The 19,575-nt window shown below is 69.9% G+C and carries 19 protein-coding genes and 1 tRNA gene; 11 read left to right on the top strand and 9 right to left on the bottom strand.

The window, feature by feature from the left end; genetic code table 11:
- Positions 1 to 1,059: an ABC transporter ATP-binding protein gene (locus IE272_RS29780; RefSeq protein ID WP_373304210.1), complete on the top strand. Its 1,059-nt coding sequence runs from the start codon at positions 1 to 3 to the stop codon at positions 1,057 to 1,059.
- A 105-nt stretch (positions 1,060 to 1,164) separates the two neighbouring features.
- Complete coding sequence (locus tag IE272_RS29785; RefSeq protein ID WP_050359691.1) at positions 1,165 to 1,878, top strand: DUF1707 SHOCT-like domain-containing protein; 714 nt, start codon at positions 1,165 to 1,167, stop codon at positions 1,876 to 1,878.
- Between the two features lie 31 nt (positions 1,879 to 1,909).
- On the opposite strand, the gene IE272_RS29790 is transcribed toward IE272_RS29785, so the two are convergent.
- Positions 1,910 to 3,157 (bottom strand): SGNH/GDSL hydrolase family protein, encoded by a 1,248-nt coding sequence (locus IE272_RS29790; RefSeq protein WP_190008903.1) that lies wholly within the window; start codon positions 3,155 to 3,157, stop codon positions 1,910 to 1,912.
- A gap of 97 nt (positions 3,158 to 3,254) precedes the next feature.
- Here IE272_RS29790 and IE272_RS29795 point away from each other — a divergent pair, with 97 nt between their 5' ends.
- Entirely contained in the window at positions 3,255 to 4,727 is a 1,473-nt protein-coding gene (locus tag IE272_RS29795) for a DUF445 domain-containing protein (RefSeq protein WP_190008905.1), read from the top strand.
- 180 nt (positions 4,728 to 4,907) lie between these two features.
- On the opposite strand, the gene IE272_RS29800 is transcribed toward IE272_RS29795, so the two are convergent.
- Positions 4,908 to 5,216 carry a hypothetical protein gene (locus IE272_RS29800; RefSeq protein WP_050359779.1) on the bottom strand — a complete coding sequence of 103 codons (309 nt, stop codon included), beginning with the start codon at positions 5,214 to 5,216 and terminating at the stop codon, positions 4,908 to 4,910.
- Positions 5,217 to 5,374: 158 nt separating this feature from the next.
- Here IE272_RS29800 and IE272_RS29805 point away from each other — a divergent pair, with 158 nt between their 5' ends.
- From IE272_RS29805 to IE272_RS29815, 3 genes are all read left to right on the top strand, one after another.
- Positions 5,375 to 6,223, top strand: coding sequence for an alpha/beta fold hydrolase (locus IE272_RS29805; protein WP_373304212.1), 849 nt, complete (start codon positions 5,375 to 5,377; stop codon positions 6,221 to 6,223).
- A 64-nt stretch (positions 6,224 to 6,287) separates the two neighbouring features.
- Entirely contained in the window at positions 6,288 to 6,887 is a 600-nt protein-coding gene (locus tag IE272_RS29810) for a hypothetical protein (RefSeq protein WP_373304213.1), read from the top strand.
- Between the two features lie 142 nt (positions 6,888 to 7,029).
- Positions 7,030 to 7,797 (top strand): sulfite exporter TauE/SafE family protein, encoded by a 768-nt coding sequence (locus IE272_RS29815; RefSeq protein WP_050359695.1) that lies wholly within the window; start codon positions 7,030 to 7,032, stop codon positions 7,795 to 7,797.
- 61 nt (positions 7,798 to 7,858) lie between these two features.
- Here IE272_RS29815 and IE272_RS29820 read toward each other — a convergent pair whose 3' ends face one another.
- Positions 7,859 to 8,731 (bottom strand): excalibur calcium-binding domain-containing protein, encoded by an 873-nt coding sequence (locus tag IE272_RS29820; RefSeq protein WP_190008907.1) that lies wholly within the window; start codon positions 8,729 to 8,731, stop codon positions 7,859 to 7,861.
- A gap of 232 nt (positions 8,732 to 8,963) precedes the next feature.
- Here IE272_RS29820 and IE272_RS29825 point away from each other — a divergent pair, with 232 nt between their 5' ends.
- Positions 8,964 to 9,974, top strand: coding sequence for a phosphotransferase (locus tag IE272_RS29825; RefSeq protein ID WP_190008909.1), 1,011 nt, complete (start codon positions 8,964 to 8,966; stop codon positions 9,972 to 9,974).
- A 74-nt stretch (positions 9,975 to 10,048) separates the two neighbouring features.
- On the opposite strand, the gene IE272_RS29830 is transcribed toward IE272_RS29825, so the two are convergent.
- Positions 10,049 to 10,122 (bottom strand) — tRNA-OTHER (locus IE272_RS29830).
- A gap of 94 nt (positions 10,123 to 10,216) precedes the next feature.
- Here IE272_RS29830 and IE272_RS29835 point away from each other — a divergent pair.
- Positions 10,217 to 10,768: a hypothetical protein gene (locus IE272_RS29835; RefSeq protein ID WP_050359698.1), complete on the top strand. Its 552-nt coding sequence runs from the start codon at positions 10,217 to 10,219 to the stop codon at positions 10,766 to 10,768.
- 120 nt (positions 10,769 to 10,888) lie between these two features.
- Here the strand turns inward: IE272_RS29835 and IE272_RS29840 are convergent, their stop codons facing one another.
- Complete coding sequence (locus IE272_RS29840; RefSeq protein ID WP_190008911.1) at positions 10,889 to 11,290, bottom strand: DUF6896 domain-containing protein; 402 nt, start codon at positions 11,288 to 11,290, stop codon at positions 10,889 to 10,891.
- 118 nt (positions 11,291 to 11,408) lie between these two features.
- Between IE272_RS29840 and IE272_RS29845 the strand changes: the two genes are divergently transcribed.
- On the top strand, positions 11,409 to 12,050 hold the full coding sequence (locus IE272_RS29845; RefSeq protein WP_190008913.1) for a nucleotidyltransferase domain-containing protein: 642 nt from the start codon (positions 11,409 to 11,411) through the stop codon (positions 12,048 to 12,050).
- 1,355 nt (positions 12,051 to 13,405) lie between these two features.
- On the opposite strand, the gene IE272_RS29855 is transcribed toward IE272_RS29845, so the two are convergent.
- From IE272_RS29855 to IE272_RS29870, 4 genes are all read right to left on the bottom strand, one after another.
- The gene (locus IE272_RS29855; protein WP_373304214.1) at positions 13,406 to 14,416 is read right to left on the bottom strand and encodes an endonuclease/exonuclease/phosphatase family protein; all 1,011 of its coding nucleotides are present in this window, start codon (positions 14,414 to 14,416) and stop codon (positions 13,406 to 13,408) included.
- A 71-nt stretch (positions 14,417 to 14,487) separates the two neighbouring features.
- Entirely contained in the window at positions 14,488 to 15,387 is a 900-nt protein-coding gene (locus tag IE272_RS29860; protein WP_308433885.1) for a JmjC domain-containing protein, read from the bottom strand.
- A 41-nt stretch (positions 15,388 to 15,428) separates the two neighbouring features.
- Complete coding sequence (locus IE272_RS29865) at positions 15,429 to 15,878, bottom strand: hypothetical protein (RefSeq protein ID WP_057663125.1); 450 nt, start codon at positions 15,876 to 15,878, stop codon at positions 15,429 to 15,431.
- 89 nt (positions 15,879 to 15,967) lie between these two features.
- Complete coding sequence (locus IE272_RS29870) at positions 15,968 to 16,210, bottom strand: DUF397 domain-containing protein (protein ID WP_073958607.1); 243 nt, start codon at positions 16,208 to 16,210, stop codon at positions 15,968 to 15,970.
- A gap of 781 nt (positions 16,211 to 16,991) precedes the next feature.
- Between IE272_RS29870 and IE272_RS29875 the strand changes: the two genes are divergently transcribed.
- Both IE272_RS29875 and IE272_RS29880 read left to right on the top strand, forming a co-directional pair.
- Positions 16,992 to 18,359 (top strand): NsdA family TPR-like regulatory protein, encoded by a 1,368-nt coding sequence (locus tag IE272_RS29875; RefSeq protein ID WP_190008945.1) that lies wholly within the window; start codon positions 16,992 to 16,994, stop codon positions 18,357 to 18,359.
- 208 nt (positions 18,360 to 18,567) lie between these two features.
- A complete protein-coding gene (locus IE272_RS29880) occupies positions 18,568 to 19,551 on the top strand; it encodes a YDG/SRA domain-containing protein (RefSeq protein ID WP_098890879.1) in 984 nt (327 codons plus the stop codon).
- Positions 19,552 to 19,575: the final 24 nt, after the last annotated feature.

Consider the following 19,575-nt stretch of genomic DNA (forward strand, 5'->3'; position numbering starts at 1 on the left):
ATGGGTGACGGCACGGGCACAGGCACGGGCACAGGTGTGGGCACAGCCACGGACATGAGCCCGGCCACGGGCGCCGGCGGCGACGGCTTCATCACCCTCGACGGCGTCGAGAAGGTCTTCCAGGTCCGCCGCCGCACCGGACTGCTGCGCCGCGAGCGCCGCGAGGTGCGGGCGGTGGACGGCATCAGCTTCCGGGTGGCCCGCGGCGAGATGGTCGGCTACATCGGCCCGAACGGGGCCGGGAAGTCGACCACGATCAAGATGCTGACGGGCATCCTCACCCCGAGCGGCGGCCGGCTGCGGGTCGCGGGCATCGACCCCTCCCGCGAACGTACGCGCCTGGCGCACCGCATCGGTGTCGTCTTCGGCCAGCGGACCACCCTCTGGTGGGACCTGCCGCTGCGCGACTCGTACCGGCTGATGCACCGCATGTACCGCATCCCCGACCGGCGTTACCGGGAGAACCTGGACCGCTGCGTCGAACTTCTCGATCTCGCAGAGCTGTTGGAGGTACCCGTACGTCAACTGTCCCTGGGACAGCGGATGCGCGGCGACATCGCGGCGGCCTTGCTGCACGATCCGGAGGTGCTCTATCTCGACGAGCCGACGATCGGCCTCGATGTGATCTCCAAGGCCAAGGTGCGTCAGTTCCTGAAGGAGTTGAACACCGAGCGCGGGACGACGGTCCTGCTGACGACGCACGACCTCACCGACATCGAGCAGTTGTGCAACCGGGTGATGGTGATCGACCACGGCCGTCTGATGTACGACGGTTCCCTGGAGGGCCTCCACGAGGTGGGGGAGAGCGAACGCATGCTCGTGGTGGACCTGGAGAGCGAACTCCCCCCGATCGTCCTGGAGTCGGAGGGGGCGGGCGGCGGTCCGGCGCTGCGGGCGGTCAAGGTGGAGGGCCCGCGCCAGTGGCTGGCGTTCCCCGCCGCCGCGTCGGCGGCCCCGCTGGTGGCACGGATCGCCGCGGACTACCCGCTGGTCGACCTGTCGGTACGGGAGCCGGACATCGAGGCCGTGATCGCGAGGATGTACGAGTCCGCGCCCTGACGGGCGCTCTGCCGGAGCGACGCGCGCAGGTCATGGGCCTGGATGTCTGTGCCGGGAACGGATGTGTTCAATAGGCTGCGCGGTATGACAAGTGAGAGTCCGGACATGCGCGCCTCCGATGCCGAGCGTGAGCGGATCGCGGAACTGCTGCGCGAGGCCGTGGCCGAGGGCCGGCTGGACATGGACGAGTTCGACCAGCGCCTCGAAACGGCCTACAAGGCCCGCACGCACGGGGAGTTGGAGCCGCTGGTCCAGGACCTTCCGGCACCGGGCTCGGTGGTCGCTCCGGTCGGCTCGTCCGCCCCCGCCCCGCTGCGGGGCTCCGCCGCGAACTGGCCCGCGAGGATCGGCGGCAACGCCACCTCGAAGGGGGCGTTCGCCCTGTGGGGCGGGTTCAACCGCAAGGGCCGCTGGACGGTCGGCCGGATGTTCACCGCGTTCGCGATGTGGGGCGGCGGCGAGATCGATCTGCGCGAGGCGCATTTCGAGGACCGCGAGACCGTCATCCGCTGCATCACCATCATGGGCGGCATCCATGTGACCGCGCCGCCGGAGCTGAACGTCGACGTCAGGGGCGTCGGCATCATGGGCGGCTTCGGGGAGGGCTCCAACGAGGAGGGCGAGCCCGCCCCGGACGCCCCGTACGTGCGGATCACCGGCTTCGCCCTGATGGGCGGCGTCGGGGTGGACCGCAAGCGGACGAAGGCGGAGCGCCGCCGGCTGAAGGAGGCGAAGGAGGCGGAACGGGAGGCGCGCCACCGGCGCGGGCTGGAGGGCCCGGACGGCGGCGCGGCGGGCGGCGGCCGCAAGGAACTCTGAGGGGCCGGGCCCCACGCGACCCCTCAGCGCCTCACAGAGCGTCGGACCGGGGTGTGCCGGCCCGGTCCAGGATCTTCAGGTCCAGCCGGTCGCCGAGCGCCCGGTACCCGTCGTCGTTGAGGTGCAGATGGTCGCCGGAGTCGTACGAGAAGAGGATCCGGTTCGGCGCGACGGGGTCGCGTACCGCCGCGTCGAAGTCCACGTACGCGTCGAACACCGTGCCCGCCCGGATCTGCTCGTTGACCGCCTGGCGCACGGCGTTGCGCTGGGGCGTCCAGGTGGCGAAGCCCTCGAACGGGGTCAGCGTCGCGCCGACGACCCTGAGCCCGCGGGCGTGCGCCCGGTCGGTGAGGGCGCGCAGGCTGTCCACGATGCGCTGCGCGTCGGCCTCCTGGGGGTACTGCTGTACGTCGTTGATGCCGAGCGCCACGACGACCGTCCGGGCCCCGGCGACCGACAGGACGTCGCGGTCGAGCCGGTCGGTGCCCGACTGGCCCCCGGTGCCCCGGCCGACGCCCACGACCCGGTTGCCCGCGATGCCCGCGTTGGCGATTCCGTACCGGCCGCCCAGCCGGTCGGCGAGGACGTCGGTCCAGCGGGCGTTGGCGTCGGTGGTGGAGCCGCTGCCCGCCGTCAGGGAGTCCCCGAAGGCGACGATCGCGCCGCGCGCGCTCTCACTGCGGACGTCCACGGCGGTCAGATAGCGCCAGTGGGCGCTGCTCCAGGTGCCGCGATCGTCGATCAGGTACGAGGTCTGGTGCGTGTAGGGGTGGTAGGTGACCGGACCGCCCGCCTGCGGGGTGCGGAAGCTGACCTGGAGGTCGGAGTCGGGGGCCACGGGCACCACGACCGGGTCGCTGACGACCTGTTTGCCCGGCGCGACGGTGACGGAGTCGGCGCCCTTGAAGGTCACCGGCCGGGTGTTGACGGTGGCCTGGTCGATGACCAGGGGGCCCGTGCCGAAGAGGTTCGACAGGGTGATGCGGGCGACCTCCCCGCCGACGCTGGTGTGCACGACGTTACGGATGGTGCGCCCGGGGAGCCCGTCCTCGGTGCCCGGTTCGGCGCCGACGGGTGCGGCGGTCCAGGTCGCGACCCACCTGCCGCCCGAGGTCGCGGGGTCGACCGGGTTACGGGCCGCCGCCTGGGTCTCGGCGGGCGGGAGCGGGGTCGACCGGGGGCCGGAGAGCAGCGTCGTACCGAAGGCGACGGCGGCGGCGAGCGCGGCGGTGCCCGCCACTAGGGCGATGAGCAGGGCATACCCCTGGCGCCTGGGCATGTGCGGTGATTCTCCTTGTGATGATCGTGCTGGTCCCATGATGCGACAGGCCGTCGGGAACTCGACGTGCGGCCCGGGAGTAGGGGAGGTAGGGACAATGCGTACGTCACGGGGGCGAGGCGCACGCGGACGGGTGGAGCGGATGGAACGGACCGGATCCGGCGAGCAGGGGCAGGACGAGGGCGCGGTGCAGAAGTCGGAGCAGTCGCAGGACCCGTCGGAGCGTACGGCGGAGCAGTCGCAGGTGTCGTCGGAGCGTACGGCGGAGCGGGTGCGGGGGCCGAGGGCGGGTGCGGGCCCGCTGGCCTCGTTCGCGTACACCGCCGCCGACGAGGAGAAACAGCGCGGCGTACGGCGCATGAAACTCACGGCCACCGGCCTCCTTCTGCTCGTCGCGCTCGTCTACGTCCTGGCCACCTGGGCGAAGAACTCAGGCGTGGGGGGCTGGCCGGGCTACGTCGCGGCGGCTGCCGAGGCGGGGATGGTGGGCGCGTTGGCGGACTGGTTCGCCGTCACGGCGCTCTTCCGGCGCCCGCTCGGCCTGCCCATTCCGCACACAGCCATCATCCCCACCAAGAAGGATCAGCTGGGACAGTCCCTCGGTTCCTTCGTTGGCGAGAACTTTCTCTCCGGAGACGTCATTCGTGACCGAATTCACGCTCTGGGGGTCGGTCGGAGGGTCGGTGTGTGGCTCGCGGAGCCGGCCCACGCCGACCGGGTCACCGCCGAGCTGGCGACCGCCCTGCGCGGTGCGCTGACGGTCCTTCGGGATTCCGACGTGCAGGCGGTGGTCGGCGAGGCCATCACCCGGCGCGCGAACGCGGTGGAAGTCGGCCCGGGCCTCGGCAAGATGCTGGAGAAGATCGTCACGGACGGCGGCCACCGCAAGGTCGTCGACCTCGTCTGCGTACGGGCGCACGACTGGCTGGTGGAGCACGGCGACTCGGTGATGAACGCGGTGCAGGGCGGCGCCCCCGGCTGGACCCCGCGGTTCGTCGACAAGCGGGTGGGGGAGCGGGTCTACAAGGAACTGCTGCGGTTCGTCACGGAGATGAGGGACATGCCGGAGCACCCGGCGCGCGGCTCCATCGACACGTTCCTGACCGACTTCGCGTCCGATCTGCAGAGCGACGCCGACACCCGGGCCCGGGTGGAGCGGCTGAAGTCGGAGATCCTGGGCCGCGGCGAGGTCCAGGACGTCATCGCCTCGGCCTGGTCCTCCGTACGGACGATGATCCTCTCGGCGGCGGAGGACGAGCGCAGCGAACTGCGCATGCGGGCGCGCGCCTCGCTGATGTCGCTGGGTGCGCGGCTGGCGAGCGACGAACGGCTCCAGGGCAAGCTGGACGGCTGGCTGGAGGACGCCGCGGTGTACGTCGTGACGACGTACCGCGCGGAGATCACCTCGCTGATCAGCGAGACGGTCGCGGGCTGGGACGCGGACCAGACCTCGAAGAAGATCGAGGCGCACATCGGCCGCGACCTCCAGTTCATCCGGATCAACGGCACGGTGGTCGGCGCGCTGGCGGGCCTGGCGATCTACACGGTGTCGCACGCGCTGAGCGGCTGAGCGGCCCCGCCGGAGCCCGGACGGGCTCCGCTCCGGGTGCGTACCCGTCCTGTCGTACGGGTACGCACCCGCCTGCGCGGGGAGTTGCCAGGAGGTACGGGCGGGGTGCGGCGGGTGTTCAGCGCCGCGGCGGATCACTTCGGCCCAGGCGTCGGCGGCGAGGTCGGGCCGGCGGGCGGCTCAGGTGTTCGCGGCGCGACGCGTGACGGCCCAGGACGCGGCGGCGACGCCGCCCGCGACGGCGAAGACGGCGGGCCACGCACCGACCTTCTTGGCGAGCGGGTGCGATCCGGCGAAGGCGGCGACGTAGGCGACGGTCAGCCCGGCGGCGGCACGGGGCCCGGCCTGGCGGTTCCACCCGTACGCGGCGAGGGACCCGGCGGCGGCGAGCGCGACGCCGCCGAGCGGCCGCTTCTCGGTCCACCGGGCGACGCCGTAGCCCCCGATGAGCCCGCTCGCCGCCACTGCCGTTGCCGGAATCTTCGCCATCGCCGCCACCATCGCTTCCTGTGAGCCGTCGGCATACCTGTGGTCGGCATACCTGTGGTTGGCTCCTCCGCCCGAGGCTAGCGTTCGGGGCGACGGTGCCGCCGGGCGGGCCGGTCCGGGGAGTACGGGGAAGCCACGGGGAGAGGCAGGAGTGTCGGGTGGGAACGGTGACAGCGACGGTGACGGTGACGGTCGAGGAGGGCGGAGCGGCGGGCGGGACCGGCCCCGTACGTCTCTTCTGCACCGACCACGGCGGCGACGGCCCGCCCCTGCTCCTGCTGCACGGCCTGGCCGGGCATTCCGGCGAGTGGGATGCGCTGGCGGCCCGGTTCGCGTCCACGCACCGGGTGGTCGCCTTCGACGCCCGGGGCAGCGGGGCGAGCACCCGCCGCCCCGGGGACGTGACGCGGGCGGCGCACGTCCGTGATGTCCTCGCGGTCGCGGACCGGTTCGGCCTGGCCGGGGAGGACACGGTGCTGGTCGGCCAGTCGATGGGCGGCCTCACCGCGCTGCTGGCGGCGGCGGCCCACCCGGAGGTGTGCCGGGCGCTGGTCCTGATCGAGGCGGGCCCGGCGGGGCCGAGTCCCCAACTGCCGGAACAGATAGGCGGCTGGCTCGATTCGTGGCCGGTGCCGGTGCCGTTCCCGGACGCGGGCGCGGCCGAGGCGTTCTTCGGCGGCGGACCCGCGGGCCGGGCCTGGGCGGCGGGGCTCGTGCCGGGCCCCGGCGGTCTGCACCCCCGGGTCGACCGGGACGTGATGGTGGCCACCGTCCAGGAGAACGCGCAGCGGCACTACTGGGACGACTGGGACAGGGTGCGCTGCCCGGTGCTGGTGGTCCGGGGCGAAAATGGCGCGATGAAGCCGGTCGAGACGGACCGGATGCGGGCCCGGCGCCCGGGGACGCGGATCGGCGTGATCCCGGGAGCCGGTCACGACGCCCACCTGGACAACACGGCTGCGGTGTACGGGGAGATGGCGGCCTTTCTCGCGCAGCTCCGCGCGTAAGGCGGGCAGTTGTGCCGTCTGCGGTGCCGTGTAGGGTCTGGACCCTTCGCACGAGGGGGGTCTCATGCTGTTCCGCGACGCTGTCCGCACGACCACCGGTACGGGCGCCCGTGGCGGCGCTCACCGCCCGGTCCGAACAGGGCTGCGTACCGGCGCACTTGCCGTGATCGTCGCTGTGGCGCTGGTGTCCTGTACCCAGGCGTCGAGCGGCGGCGGACCCGGGGCGGACGTCCCGGCCGCCTCCGCGGACCCGGCGGCGGACCGGGCGCGGATCGCGGAGGACACCGAGAACGCGGACCTGGCCGAGCGGGAGGCCACCGCGGAGGAGCCCGCCGTCGTGCCCACACCCGGCCCCGCGCTGGTCCGCGACGCCTTCGCGACCCTTCAGGCGACGCTCGACGACACCTGCACCCCGGGCGCGGGCGACTGCGCCTACTTCCTCGGCCGGGTCACCCGGGAACTCACCGAGCTGGACGAGTCGATGCGGGCGGACGACAAGGGCCCCGGCCACTTCAAGAAGCCGCTCGCCGACATGAAGGTCCTGTTCGACAAGCTCGGCGACGACCGGTCCGAGGCACACCTGGAGACGTACTTCTCCGAGATCGTCGGCACCCGCGACGGCATCAACACCTGGATGCAGGACCACCCCGACGACTACCGCTGACCGTCGAGGGGCCGCCTCCGTACGCCCTGCGAGCTGCCCCCCCCCGCGAGAAGCGCGAGAACGTGCGCCATCCGCCCCGCCCGGCACCTCCCCGGCCGCTCCTCTGCCTGCGCCGGGGCCATGTCACGTGAGTGAGGGAAGCGTGGACCTGTACGAAGTGGTCGGCCTGCTCGCCGCAGCCACGGCGGCCGGCTGGGTGGACGCGGTGGTCGGCGGGGGCGGGGTGCTGCTCATCCCGGTGCTCCTGCTGGCCTTCCCCACGTACTCGCCCGCGGTGGCGCTGGGCACGAACAAGATCGCGGCGGTGATGGGCACCGCGACCGCCGCGTACCTGTACCAGCGGCGCACCGAGCTGGACCGCTCGGTCCTGCTGCCGGCCGCCGGGCTCGCGGTCCCCTTCGGCGCGCTCGGGGCGCTGTCCGCTTCGAGCGTTCCCACCAGCTACTTCCGGCCCGTGATCATGGGCCTGCTCATCACGGTGGCGCTCTTCGTGGCCTTCCGGCCCGGCTTCGGGGTCCAGCAGCGGACCATCGTCGTCACCCCGCGCCGCCGCACTGCGGCGATCCTCGTCGCGGGCGTCGGCATCGGCTTCTACGACGGGGTCTTCGGGCCCGGCGTCGGCACCTTCCTCATCATTTCCTTCACCACGCTGCTCGCGACCCGGTTCCTGGAGAGCGCGGCCATGGCGAAGGTCATCAACGCCTCCTCCAACCTGGGAGCCCTCGCGGTCTTCGCCTGGCAGGGGAACGTCCTGTGGGCCCTGGGCCTGGGCATGGCGGTGGGCAACATCGCCGGCGCGATGATCGGGTCGCGCACCGCGATGAAGAGGGGGTCCGGGTTCGTCCGGGTCGTCCTGGTCGTCGTGGTCACCGGGATGGTGGCCAAGATGGGATTCGACCAGTTCGCCTGACGGGTCCGGGCGGGTGCTGACGGGCGTACCGCGTTCCACGGTCCGCCCGCCCGGACACGGCTCACTCGCAGCCGACGCCGTCCCCGTCGCGGTCCAAGTGCCGTCCGTAGCCCGGGTCCCCGGCCCGGATGGGCGCGGCGCCCGCGTTCCGTACGGCGGTGCAGTTCGCGTAGGAGACGCTGCCGCCCCCACCGCCACCGCTCGTACCGCCACCGCCGGAGGACGAGACGGACTCGCCCCACGGCTCGCACCCCACGCCGTCGCCGTCGCGGTCCAGGTGGGGTGCGTAGCCGGGATCGCCCTCCTCGACGGGAGCGGCCCCGGCGGCGCGGGCGGCGTCGCAGTTCTCGTAGTACGCGGGTGCCGGGTCCGTCGCCTCCGGCGCGGGCTTCGAGGCGTTTCCGGCGGGAGTCGGATGCGCGGACGGAGTCGGTTCAGGGGCGGGTGCGGTGACGGTGATGCGGACGACGGCGGTGGCCGCGGGGACCTCGGTGCCCTTCACGAGGACCTCGTACGTGAACTTGTCCTCGCCTGCGTACCCGTCCCGGGCGTTGTACGTGACCGTGGTACCGGACACCGATGCGGAACCATGGGCGGGCTCGGTGTCGATGCTCAGCGTCAGTTCGGCGGGGTCGTAGGCGTCGAGCAGTGCCGCTCCGGCCCCGCTCTCCAGGGTGACGGAGTCGTTGTCGAGGACGTCCACGTCCAGGCTGTTGCCCGCGTCCACGCTCTGCTCGTCGTCCATGAGCGCCAGGGCCCGTTCCACGGAGGCCGAAGGACCCACCGACGCGGCGACCTTCCCGCCCCGGTCGTCCGTGGTGCCGTCGTCGCCCCCGCACCCCGTCAGGATCAGCGCGAGCGCGCCCGCTCCGGCCGATATCCGTATGCGGAGGATCCCGCGCCTCGGTCGCCGTGACTGCTTCCTCGTCTGCATGTGTTGCCCCCAAGGCCGAACTCTGTGCGGTGGAGCAGCCGATGCTCGCAGCGCGCCCGGGCGTACATCAGGGGCATGCCGGAAGCGAAGCGGAATTGTGATGAGAGCGTGTACAAAGCGTGGAGGGGCGGTCGGGAGGGGTCGAGGGGGAAGCCGCGGGGGAGGCGGGCGAGGACGCGCGGCCGGAGCCGACCACCTCGGGCCTCCACGGAAGGCCGCTACCGTGTCCCGTATGAAGGACCGCCCGACCGATATCGACGAAACCGTCCTGGCCTCCACTCTCGGGGCCTGGGGCATCGAGCCCGTCACGCTCACCCACGCTCCGGTCGGCTTCGGCGACCACCACTGGGTCGCGGCCGACGCGGAAGGCGGGCGGACCTTCGTCACGGTCGCCGACCTCGCGCGCAAGCCGCACTGCGGACGGGACGCGGCCGAGGCGTGGACGGGCCTGAGCCGCGCCATGAACACGGCGGCGACGCTCGAATCCGCCCTCGGCGAGGCGGCGTTGGTCACACCACTGCGTACCGGCGACGGCGAGACGCTGCTCCGCCTGACCGACCGGTACGCCGTGAGCGTCTTCCCGTACGTGGACGCGCCCACCGGCCGCTTCGGCCAGGTGCTGGACCCGGGGGCGCGCCGGATTCTGGTGGAGCGACTGGCACAACTGCACAGCACGCGGCCTCCGTTGGCGACACCGGCCCATCAACCGGGGCTGCCGGTCCGCCCGGTGATCGAAGAGGCCCTGACCGACCCGCGGCGCTTCCGCGCGGAGTCGGGCCCGTACGCGCAACGATGCCAGGCCCTGCTGACCACCAACTACGCAGCACTGCAAGCCGTCTTGGAGCACTTCGACAGCGGTACGGCGCAGCTCGCGTCCGACGCGTCGACCGCCGCCACCGTGGTCACCCACGGCGAACCCCACGCCGGCAACATCCTGGACCCCGGGGGCCGCACCCTCCTGGTCGACTGGGACACCGTCGCTCTCGCGCCGCCGGAGCGCGACCTCTGGCTGGCCACCGACGCCCCGGAGGACCTGTCCCGCTACGCCGAACTCACCGGCCACCACCCGGATCCGGTCCTGCTCGCGTACTACGAACTCCGCTGGGCCCTGGACGACATGGCGGCCGCACTCGACGTCTTCGGGGACCGGCACCCGGACACGGCCGACACGCGACAGGCGTGGGACGGTCTGGTCGACGCGGTGACCGCGCTGACAAGCGGGGCGGCCGGCGTCGGCCGGTAGCTAGGTAGGCCGGTCTGGCCGGTCTGGCCGGTCTGGGCGAAACACAGGCTTTGTTGACAGTGATCGTGAGAGGACGGGGCCGGCCGGATTCGAACCGGCGTCCTCCCACACGCAGTGAAGGCGCGACAACCGCTGCGCTACGAGCCCCGTCCCGTACGCCATCATAGGGGCGCCCGCCCGCACTCGGTGCTTCGCACCGGACCGGAATGACGAGCTTGGACTCAGGACTCTGGACTCTGCCGATGATCGAGATTCTCGACAACCTGGACGTGCTGTACCGGCCGCACCTCGATCTCACGACGATCGAGGTGGGCGGCGTGGCCCTGGGTGCGCCCGCCGTCGGCATCCCACGCCGGAGCATCATCGAGGCCCAGTCCCCCCTGATCGCGCGGTATCGCGGTGGGACCGACCTCGACAGCGAGTACTACGACGCCGAGGGGCGGCGGCTGACTCCCGACGAGGTCTTCGACGACGCCGCCCGGTCGGACGGGTTCCTGTACCGCGCCGACAAGGTCTCGTACAAGGTGCGGGCCGGTGCGGTCGTCGGCTTCGCCATCTACGGCCCGCATCTCTCCCACTTCGCCCAACTGGCCTCGTACGAGGAATTCCTGGCCGCCTTCGGCACCCCCGACCGGGCGCGCGAGGACGAGACGTACGGCGACCTCATGGGCTACGACACCTACTACTGGGGCGCACGGAAGCACGTGAGGTGGGATGCCTGGGACGACCGGGTGAGCCTGATCAACCTGGGAGCCTTCGAGGGAAACTCGGGCCCTGAAAACTCGGGCCCTTGACCGATGACGCGCCGGACCCGCTCTCCGGTGCGGGAACTCGCGCGGCTCCGCCGCGTGCCGCCTGCCCGGAGCGGCCTGCGGACCCGTGCCGACGGCGCCTGCGAACCTCGTCATGAGTGATCAGCCGGCTACGCCGAACCACCCGGGCCGCACCTCGTTCAGGAGCGGTCGCAGCGACCGCACTGCGGCCCGGAGGTCGTCATCCGTGACCTCAAGAGGTTCCGGCAGGCTCAACCCGTACTGGCGCAGCCGCCAGAGGTCGAAGACGTTGCTCCCGTCGGCGGCGAAGTCCACATCCACCTCGGTGCCGTTGTCGCTCACGAAGCGGCAGCCCGCCCCGTGCACGGTGTAGGAGTAGATGCCGATGCGGTCGCTTCTGCTGATCCGGCGCGACCGGGCCAGGCCGAGGAGATCTGCCAGTCGATCGAGCGAGGGGAGTGCCTCTCTCATGGCCTCGTCGACCGTGTTCAGGGCGCGGACATATCCGAGCACGAGGTCGCGTGCAGTCTCCACCCGTTCCATACGCCGTCGCCCCCTGAGCCGGTTGGGACAAGGATTGTTCCATGGTCCGCCGGGCGGCCGGTGTCTCCGCAGAACGGCCTTCGAAACCGATCGGTGGCTCCGCTGCTAGATTCCTGCGATGAGCGAGCAACTGCCCGATGGCGGCGACGAACTGTCACCCGAGGAGATCGAGGCGCTCGACGCCAGATGGTCGTCCAGCTGGACTCCGGACGAGGTCGCGCACCGGCTGGCCGGTATCAGCACACCCTGGTGTGTGGCCGCGGGCTGGGCGCTGGATCTGTTCCGGGGCGGGCAGACGCGCGATCACGGAGACATCGAGATCGCGATTCCGGAGGCAGGCTTTCCCGAGGTCCGCGACCGCTTTCCCGGATACGTCTTCGACGCGGCGGGCAGCGGCCGGATCTGGGAGGACGCCCCACCGGAGACACTGGCCGCCGTACACCAGACATGGCTCCGCGATCCGGTCACCGGTGACTACTTGCTCGACGTGTTCCGGGAACCGCACGACGGCGACATCTGGATCTGCCGGCGCGACGAGACGATCCGGCTGCCCTACAGCGAGATCGTCCACCACACCCGGGACGGCATCCCGTATCTGGCGCCCGAACTGGTGCTCCTGTTCAAGGCCAAGCACATGCGCCCGAAGGACCGGAGGGACTTCGGCACGACCGTCCCGCACCTGACCGGGGCCCAGCGCGCGACCTTGGCGGAGCTGCTCGCCCGCGTACACCCGGGGCATGCCTGGCTCACGGATCTGTAGCCGGGGCCGAATGGCACAACGGCGCGCGGTGGTAGTCAGGTTGTGAGCCGGGTGGTGAGCGGGGGCGCACTTTTCGCCGACGGCGGATCGCGACGAAACGGTGCGATAGCGTGACGGCGACATCACGTTCTGTGTGCGTTCCCGTACGCAGGGCGGCCCCCGGAGGTGCACCAACACCCACCCGAGGGCCTACACCCCCGAGTGGTTAGGAGCCACCGGAAATGCTGCGTCATGTTATCGCGCCCTCTTCGGGCTGGACCAAAGCTCCGCACACGGTCGTACGCGACCGGCGGCTGAACAGCGATGCGAAGGTCCTCCTGCTGTACGTCCAGGGCCTCCCCGACTCCGCCACGGACCGCCCGCTCGGCGAGCTGGCGGGCAAGCTGGAGATGAAGGGCCGCCCGTACCAACTGGCCAAGAAGCAACTGGTGGAGCACGGCTACCTCCACGAGTGGCGGGCGCAGGGCGAGGGCGGACGCTGGGCGACGGACCAGCTGTTCACCAACACCCCGCTGACGAGCGCCGAGGCGAGGACCGTACGGGCGAGGCTGGAGCCGGACGGCGGGCGCTCACCGGGAGTGGCGGCTGCCGTTCCGCCGCCGAGTATGCGGCAACCGACGGTCGGCCGACCGACCTCCCGGACGGCCGGTGGCTATGAACCGGAGGAAGACCACAGTGATAAGACCACTCCCCACCCACCCTCCGAAGCGGAACGGCCGGAAGCGCGGCTAGCGGAGGCGGAGGCGGAAGCGGACGCGGCGGGGTTGGCGGAGGCTGCGGAGGCGGCAGAGGCGGCGGGGTCGGCAGAGGCGGAAGGGGAAGCGGAGGCGGCAGAGGTGGAAGGGAGGTCGGGCCCTCACCCCGTCCCGGCCCCTCACCCCGCTTCCCGACTGGCGCAGGCGGAACGGCTGCTGCTGTCGCTGCGCCACTCACGCCGCGACCTGTTGCTGGGGGTGCGGGAGGCGCGAGGGCTGGCGGTGGAAGCGGTGAAGTGGCTGGAGGGCGGCTTGCCGGAGGGGGACCTGCGGCAGGCGCTCCTGGCCGACCCGCCCGAGACCGGGGTGCGCTCGGCGGTGGGCTTCCTGCGCCACCGCCTGATCCAGAAGTGCCCGGTGACCCCGCTGCCGGCTCCGCCGCCCCCGCCGCCCGCCAGGGAGCTGATCGCCTGCGCGGGCGAGGGGGAGGAACACGTCTTCCGCCCGCTGGGCGACGAGACGCAGTGCGTGGACTGCCGCAGGGCGGCGGCGTACGCGAACTGGATGGTCGACACGGACACGTACGACTTCCCCGAGGACATGACCTGGAGGCAACGTGTCGCGGCGGTACGGGAGGCGGACGCGCTCCGAGCCGCGCACTCACCCCAGGGTGACGCGGGCGGCGACGGGCAGGTGGTCGCTGCCGGTGGCGGGCAGGGTGCGGATGTGGCCGACGGTGGCGGAGCGGGCCATGACCTGATCGATCCGGGCCAGGGGGAGGGAGGCGGGGAAGCTGAAGGCGAAACCGCGCTCGGCGACGTTCAGACGTGAGGTGAGAGGGGCCAACCCCCGGTCCTCCACAGCCCCGTTGAGGTCTCCGAGGAGAATCACCGTATCGACGCTCTCGGCGGCGATGGCGCGCCCCAGCAGCTCGGCGCTCTCGTCTCGCCGCTCGGACGCGAGCCCACCCGCCCCGACCCGGACGGAGGGCAGGTGGGCGACGTACACGGCGATGTCCCCGTACGGCGAATCGACGACGGCACGGACGCCACGGCTCCACCCTTCGGCGATGCCAGGGGGCTTGATGTCGACCAGCCGCTCCCCGCTGAGCGGGTACTTGGACCAGAGCCCGACGGTGCCCCGGACGACGTGGTGCGGATAGTCCGCGGCGAGGGCCCTCTCGTACACCGGCAGCTGCGGGACCACGAGCTCCTCCAGCGCGACGAGATCGGCCCCGGCCTCGATCAGCGCCCGGGCGGTCGCCGCCGGATCACGGTTCTCGTCGCTGACGTTGTGCTGCACGACGACGAGCTCCCGCCCGCCGCCTTCCGCACCGGGCAGGAGCAACCCGCCGAAGAGATGCACCCAGACGCCCACGGGCAACAGCACCGCCACCAGGGCGACGGCGGACCGCCGCACGAGGGCGGCGACGAACAGCAGGAGAACGAGGACGACCACCCACGGCAGAAAGGACTCCAGCAGACTCCCCACCCGCCCGACCGCATTGGGCACACCCCGGTGGAACGCCATCACCCCGGCCAGCACCACGGCCAGCACGGCGAGGACACGCCCGCGCGCCCCACCCCAGGGAGCCCGAGCCGAAACTTTTCCTGCCTCTCCTGCCTCTCCTGTCACCGAGGTCTTCCCCTTGTCCACCTGCTGATTCGCCACGACGTCCCATCCTGCTCGGCCTCGTTCCCTAGGACGGGCTGCCGGGCGAATCAGTTCTGAGAGCGAGGCCCTCAGGTGGTGTACTCCTTCTCCGAGACGGCGGTCCGGTACAGGAACTGGGCGAAGTCGTTCACGTCAAGACCGGCCAAGTGCTCGATGAGCGCCTGCCTGATGTCCCGCACCTGCGCGGACAACCGCTGTCCCGTGATGTCGCCGGGAAGGATGACGCGCCGGAAAGCGTCCTTCTCGATCGCGCGGTCGACGAGTTTCTCCGCGACCCAGAGCGGCGTGCGTTCCCGGATCGCGAACGTCAGGTGGATGCTGCGGGCCTGCGCGTCGAGCGCATGAGGGTTGTGCACCCACCCTCTCGGCAGGAGCAGGGACTGACCCGGCCGGAGATCGACCTCCAGATCGGGGCCGACGGCCTCCCACTGTGGGATGAAGCCCGGGTCCCAGACGCGAAAGGATTCCTGGTACGCACGCATCGGTGAAGGAAACATCGGGCGCCAGAGCTGCCACCGCTTGATGCCCGCGATCTGCACGATGACAGCCATCTGCTGGTCCCAGTGGTGGAGCAGACCCTGACGGCCGGGTGGGGTCACGAAGGCGTGGAGGTAGTTGCTGTAGCCGGTCTCCTGCTGAATGCCGCGGGAGACGTCCGCGAGGAAGGGGACGACCCGCTGGAGGTTGCCGAGCCGGATCGTATGGCCGTCCTCGTAGAGGCTTCGCAGCTTCACCGGGTCGGTCCGGCCCGCCGTTCGATGGCGGTCCGGGTGCAGCGCGGCACCGTTGCTGACGACGGCGATCTCGTCGGCGGGTACGCACCCGGTTTCCAGGTAGTGGTCGATGCTCTCCGAGTTGATCACACGGTCGAGCTCACCGGCCTCACGTTCGTACACGCATGGCTCGTCCGGCCAGGAGGTCAGGAGCGCTGTCACGCCCGGTTCGGGCAGTAAGAGGTTGAGTGACACGGATGGCTTCCTCGCTTCACGTCACCGTGGATGTAGGGAGGTCAGGCGGGCGGGAGAGGGCAGGGAAGGCCGGGATGGTGGTGGTTGAGGCAGCACACCACCGAGAAGGAGATCAGGCTCTGGGACTTGGTGTAGTGCACCCAGCAGACGTCGACCCCTCGGGGAAGGGAGTCCATCGCGTGCGTGATCTTGTGTTCGAGGGTGACGTAGGCGCGGCCACCGTCGTCCCTCTCCGCAGGGGGATTCGCCTCGTACGTGCTCTTCAGCCACGTGACGGCGCCCACCACCCGGGTCCAGGTGAGGTCGGAGGCCGTCTGGTTCTGCCGCATGAGCCAATGCCCGGTCATGAGGGGCGGCAGCGTCGAGGCGACGAAGGCCCGGGTCTGCTCGGAGTGCAGTTCTGCACCCGGACGGCGTAGGGCCTCCTGACCGTACGCGTCCCTGCTGCCGGTCCACGGACCGTATCCGTGCCAGTGTCCTGACCAGGTCATCTGCGCCCTTCGCTGGGGGAGACGGGCCGGTCCGGAGCATGTCCGGTCCGGCCCCCTACATGGTGGTTTGCGCTCAGGAAGGGGCCAGGTTAGAGCGTCAGGCCCCTCGTCCGGACCCAGCCGGTGGCGAAGTCGTCGAGCTCGGCCTCCGTGAATCGCAGTTCCTTGCCCGCGCCCTCGGGCTTGCTGTCACGGATGACGAAAGAGGCCTCCGCGCCGGGAATCGCGGCGAGGCTCACGCAGGTCTCGTTGGAGCCGCCGGCGTTGCCGCCGCAGTAGGTGGCGAAGGCGTCGACCGACGGGATCGGCAGTGCGTAGAGGTTTCCGTTCATGGGAGAGTCCCTTCAGTGCTGATGTCGCGGAGATTCGGTCCCCGCACCGTCGTGCTCCTGGCCCCGCCCGGCTGCCGACCGTCCATGGAGACAGCCGGGCGGGAGTCTGTGGCCCTACACGGGGTGGGCCTGTTCGCGCTTACGCCAATGGCGTCACCGCTCGAACCACACCGCCGCGACGATCGATGAGCCGATGGCGGCGAGGCAGACGACGTAGGCGATCTGCCGGGCTCGCTCGCTCATCGCCCTGTACCTCGACCCGGAACCGGCCGTACAGGAAGGGGTGGTCGGGGGGAGACGGTGAGCGCTGCATCGGCGGCCCTGTTCATGGCCGCGAGCTTTCGGATAACCCGGGCCAGCGCTCGGACGTGGGAGTGGACCTCATGCGACAGGGCTTCCGGAGCCGGAGGGTTGTCGAGGAGGTGGGTGACCTCCAGTAGGTAGCCACGGTCAGTCCCACTCATGCCCCGCGCTTCGACCGACAGAGCGCCGGCGAGGGCTACCGCCCTGCCGCGCAAGGAAACTGCCGCGTCTTCGAGTTCCGCGCGGGTGGTCGTGCCGAGCCGGAAGGCGAGTACACGCCGCACCTCGTGCTCCGTATCCGCCTCCTCACCTGCCGCTACCTCCCTGGGGCGGCCTGCGCCTGCGGCGCTGTATGTCTTCATCACGTCGGTCACTAGGCATCTCCGCTCATGGCCGCTTTTGATCGCGTTCTGTGTAGAGATAACTGCGCGCCGTGCTCATCCCGGTACCGTTGGAGACAGGCGTAACCGTGAAAGCCATGAATTTCCGGGGAGTTGGTGTGCCCGTGGCACCTAGGAGCGAACGCAACTCAGGCCTTGAGAACCTTCTTGAACAGGCTGGATGGTCCCGGACGCAGCTGGCGAACGCCGTGAATCGCACGGCCGGAGAAGCAGGCCTTGCGTTGAAGTACGACCAGTCCGCCGTTTCGCACTGGCTGAGCGGGACGCAGCCGCGAGCGCAGGTCCGGCCTGTGATCGTCGAAGTGCTCGAACGGAAGCTCGGCCGTCCGGTGACCTATGCCGAAGCAGGGCTGCGCTCGCCGAAGGGCCTGGCAACGGACTCCGTAGGCACCGCCGACTCCCTCTTGAATCTCGGAAGGGCTGACATGGACCCCTCGCGACGCGGCGTTCTCACAGCAAGTCTGTACTCGGCTGCCCTAGTTGTTCCTCTCTTTGCAGGTGAGGCCTATGCCGAGGAACGGGAGCGCACGGTCCGGCCGACTGGGCGCATCGGTGCGGCAGAGGTGGCGACCGTCCGCACGATGACGGACCGGATCGCGGAGATTCTCGACGAGCTCGGCGCCGGCCACGCCCGTCCGATGGCCGCCGCCTTTCTCGTCAACACCGTCGCGCTGTACCTGCGTGCTTCCGCCACCGGACCGGTTCGACGCGACATGCTCTCCGCCGCGTCCGACCTGACCTACCTCACCGGTTGGATGGCCATGTACGAGCGGGCCCACGGTCTCGGCCAGCAGTATTACGTGAAGGCGTTGCGGCTCGCGCAGGAAGCCTCCGACCACGTGACGTACTGCCGTACCTTGCGCGGCATGAGCCTCCAGGCATCCAATCTGCGGTACGGCCAGAGAGCCCTGGAGCTCGCTGACTCGGCAGCTGAGGCGGCACCGGATGCAGGGCCTCGTTTGGTGGCCTTCCTCCGCGGACAGCAGGCCCACGCCTCCTCGATGGTCGGAGACCGCCGCGCTGCCTTTGAGAGGTTGCGCGAGGCGGAGTCCGCGCTCTCCAAAGCCGATTCCAGGCGTGAGTCGATCGGAGGCTACGACCAGTCCGCCTACCAGTTCCACGTGGCCCACGTTTTGTACGAGACACGTGATCTGCCGGGCTCCATCGCAGCACTGAAGACCTCACTCCGCGCGCAGCCCAAGCAGGAGAGGCAAGGGCGACTCCACGCCAACGCGGTCATGGCTCAACGGCAGTTCGAGTTCGGCCATATCGAGGAGGCCTGCACCACATGGGGCGCCTTCCTCGACGACTACATGGGGCTTTCCTCGGCACGCGGTGACGAGCACTTCACCACCATGCGCAAGCGCATCGCGCCGTACGGCAAGATCCGGGCTGCGCGCGAGCTCCAGGAGCGGTCGCGGCAGGTGGCGGGGATGAAGGCGTAGGTCCGCGCCGCCGGCCTAAGGAGCGTTCGCTCGATGCGGGGCAGTGATAAAGAATCTTGGTCCTAGGGCCGGAGGTACTTGGCCGCAGTGTGCCGGCGACGGGTCTGCAACGTTCGAATCAGGTCAATGTTCGAACAAATTGAGCTAGATATCCTATCTCGCAGTTCGTGGCTTCATCTGCATTCCCCCAGGTCGGCAGCATGTCTTCATGCCTGCCTACCGAGCTGTCTTCGGACATGTGAACGATGTTCCTCCCGGCACCGCCTATGAGTCGAGGGAGGAGGTCAAAGCGGCCAAACTGCACAAAGAGAACGAGGCCGGCATCTCGTGGGGGCGTGACGACGACGGCGAGCGTGCTGCCGACGCCATTGTGCTCAATAAGGGGTACGAAGATGACGTCGATAATTGGCAAGAGGTCATCTATACAGGTGCGGGAGGGAAGACGAGAAACTCCACCAAGCAAACCTCCGATCAGACGTGGGATAACAAAGGAAACTCAAGCCTTCGGCGAAGTCGAGTGAAGGGAAATTTCGTCCGAGTTATTCGAGGGAGTGCCGGTGAGCGCGCGTACTCTCCAGTGAATGGATATCGGTACGACGGTTTGTATAAGGTGGTTGACGATTGGTCGGAGACGGGTAGGTCGGGATTTAAGATCTGCCGATTCGTGTTGCATCGCTTGAGTGATGAATGGCAGGACCTCACCTCTTTTGAGCAGCAGATTCGCGACCTCCTCCATGTTGGCGCACAAGGGGGTGGCGATGATGAGGAGGCGGATAGCGAGATCGTTCGCAGGCGGTCAATGTCTGTGGAGCGCATCGTTCGAAAATCTGCTGTAACTCGGCGTGTAAAGCGCCTACATGGTTACGTCTGTCAGATTTGCCGAACTCCGCTACGAATAAATTCGAGCGGGAAAAATTACGCCGAAGGGGCACATATTCATGCTCTCGGTGGTCCGCAGGGTGGCCCAGACGTCGATGGCAACGTTCTCTGCCTGTGCCCAAACTGTCATGTGAAGCTTGATCGCGGAGCTCTGTATCTCACCGATGATTTCCAGGCTGTGGACCGCTTCGCGGCCGAATCTGGACCGAGTGTCGTGCCGCTTCGTATGGTGAGTGGTCATCGAGTGCAGGAACGTTTCATCCGTGCACACCGTCGATTCTGGAATATTCTCGATGGAGTTGACGCTTCGTGATTTACAGTCGACACTGTGCGACTC

Source organism: Streptomyces anulatus (assembly GCF_014650675.1).
Lineage (GTDB): Bacteria > Actinomycetota > Actinomycetes > Streptomycetales > Streptomycetaceae > Streptomyces > Streptomyces anulatus.

Bases quoted from the DNA above. Each gene is read 5' to 3' on its own strand.
- IE272_RS29875 (WP_190008945.1), top strand. From the start codon at position 16,992: ATGAATTTCCGGGGAGTTGGTGTGCCCGTGGCACCTAGGAGCGAACGC.
- IE272_RS29845 (WP_190008913.1), top strand. From the start codon at position 11,409: ATGAGCGAGCAACTGCCCGATGGCGGCGACGAACTGTCACCCGAGGAG.
- IE272_RS29880 (WP_098890879.1), top strand. From the start codon at position 18,568: ATGCCTGCCTACCGAGCTGTCTTCGGACATGTGAACGATGTTCCTCCC.
- IE272_RS29790 (WP_190008903.1), bottom strand. From the start codon at position 3,157: ATGCCCAGGCGCCAGGGGTATGCCCTGCTCATCGCCCTAGTGGCGGGC.
- IE272_RS29870 (WP_073958607.1), bottom strand. From the start codon at position 16,210: ATGAACGGAAACCTCTACGCACTGCCGATCCCGTCGGTCGACGCCTTC.
- IE272_RS29865 (WP_057663125.1), bottom strand. From the start codon at position 15,878: ATGACCTGGTCAGGACACTGGCACGGATACGGTCCGTGGACCGGCAGC.
- IE272_RS29785 (WP_050359691.1), top strand. From the start codon at position 1,165: ATGCGCGCCTCCGATGCCGAGCGTGAGCGGATCGCGGAACTGCTGCGC.
- IE272_RS29780 (WP_373304210.1), top strand. From the start codon at position 1: ATGGGTGACGGCACGGGCACAGGCACGGGCACAGGTGTGGGCACAGCC.
- IE272_RS29825 (WP_190008909.1), top strand. From the start codon at position 8,964: ATGAAGGACCGCCCGACCGATATCGACGAAACCGTCCTGGCCTCCACT.
- IE272_RS29810 (WP_373304213.1), top strand. From the start codon at position 6,288: ATGCTGTTCCGCGACGCTGTCCGCACGACCACCGGTACGGGCGCCCGT.
- IE272_RS29835 (WP_050359698.1), top strand. From the start codon at position 10,217: ATGATCGAGATTCTCGACAACCTGGACGTGCTGTACCGGCCGCACCTC.
- IE272_RS29795 (WP_190008905.1), top strand. From the start codon at position 3,255: ATGCGTACGTCACGGGGGCGAGGCGCACGCGGACGGGTGGAGCGGATG.
- IE272_RS29800 (WP_050359779.1), bottom strand. From the start codon at position 5,216: ATGGCGAAGATTCCGGCAACGGCAGTGGCGGCGAGCGGGCTCATCGGG.
- IE272_RS29820 (WP_190008907.1), bottom strand. From the start codon at position 8,731: ATGCAGACGAGGAAGCAGTCACGGCGACCGAGGCGCGGGATCCTCCGC.
- IE272_RS29840 (WP_190008911.1), bottom strand. From the start codon at position 11,290: ATGGAACGGGTGGAGACTGCACGCGACCTCGTGCTCGGATATGTCCGC.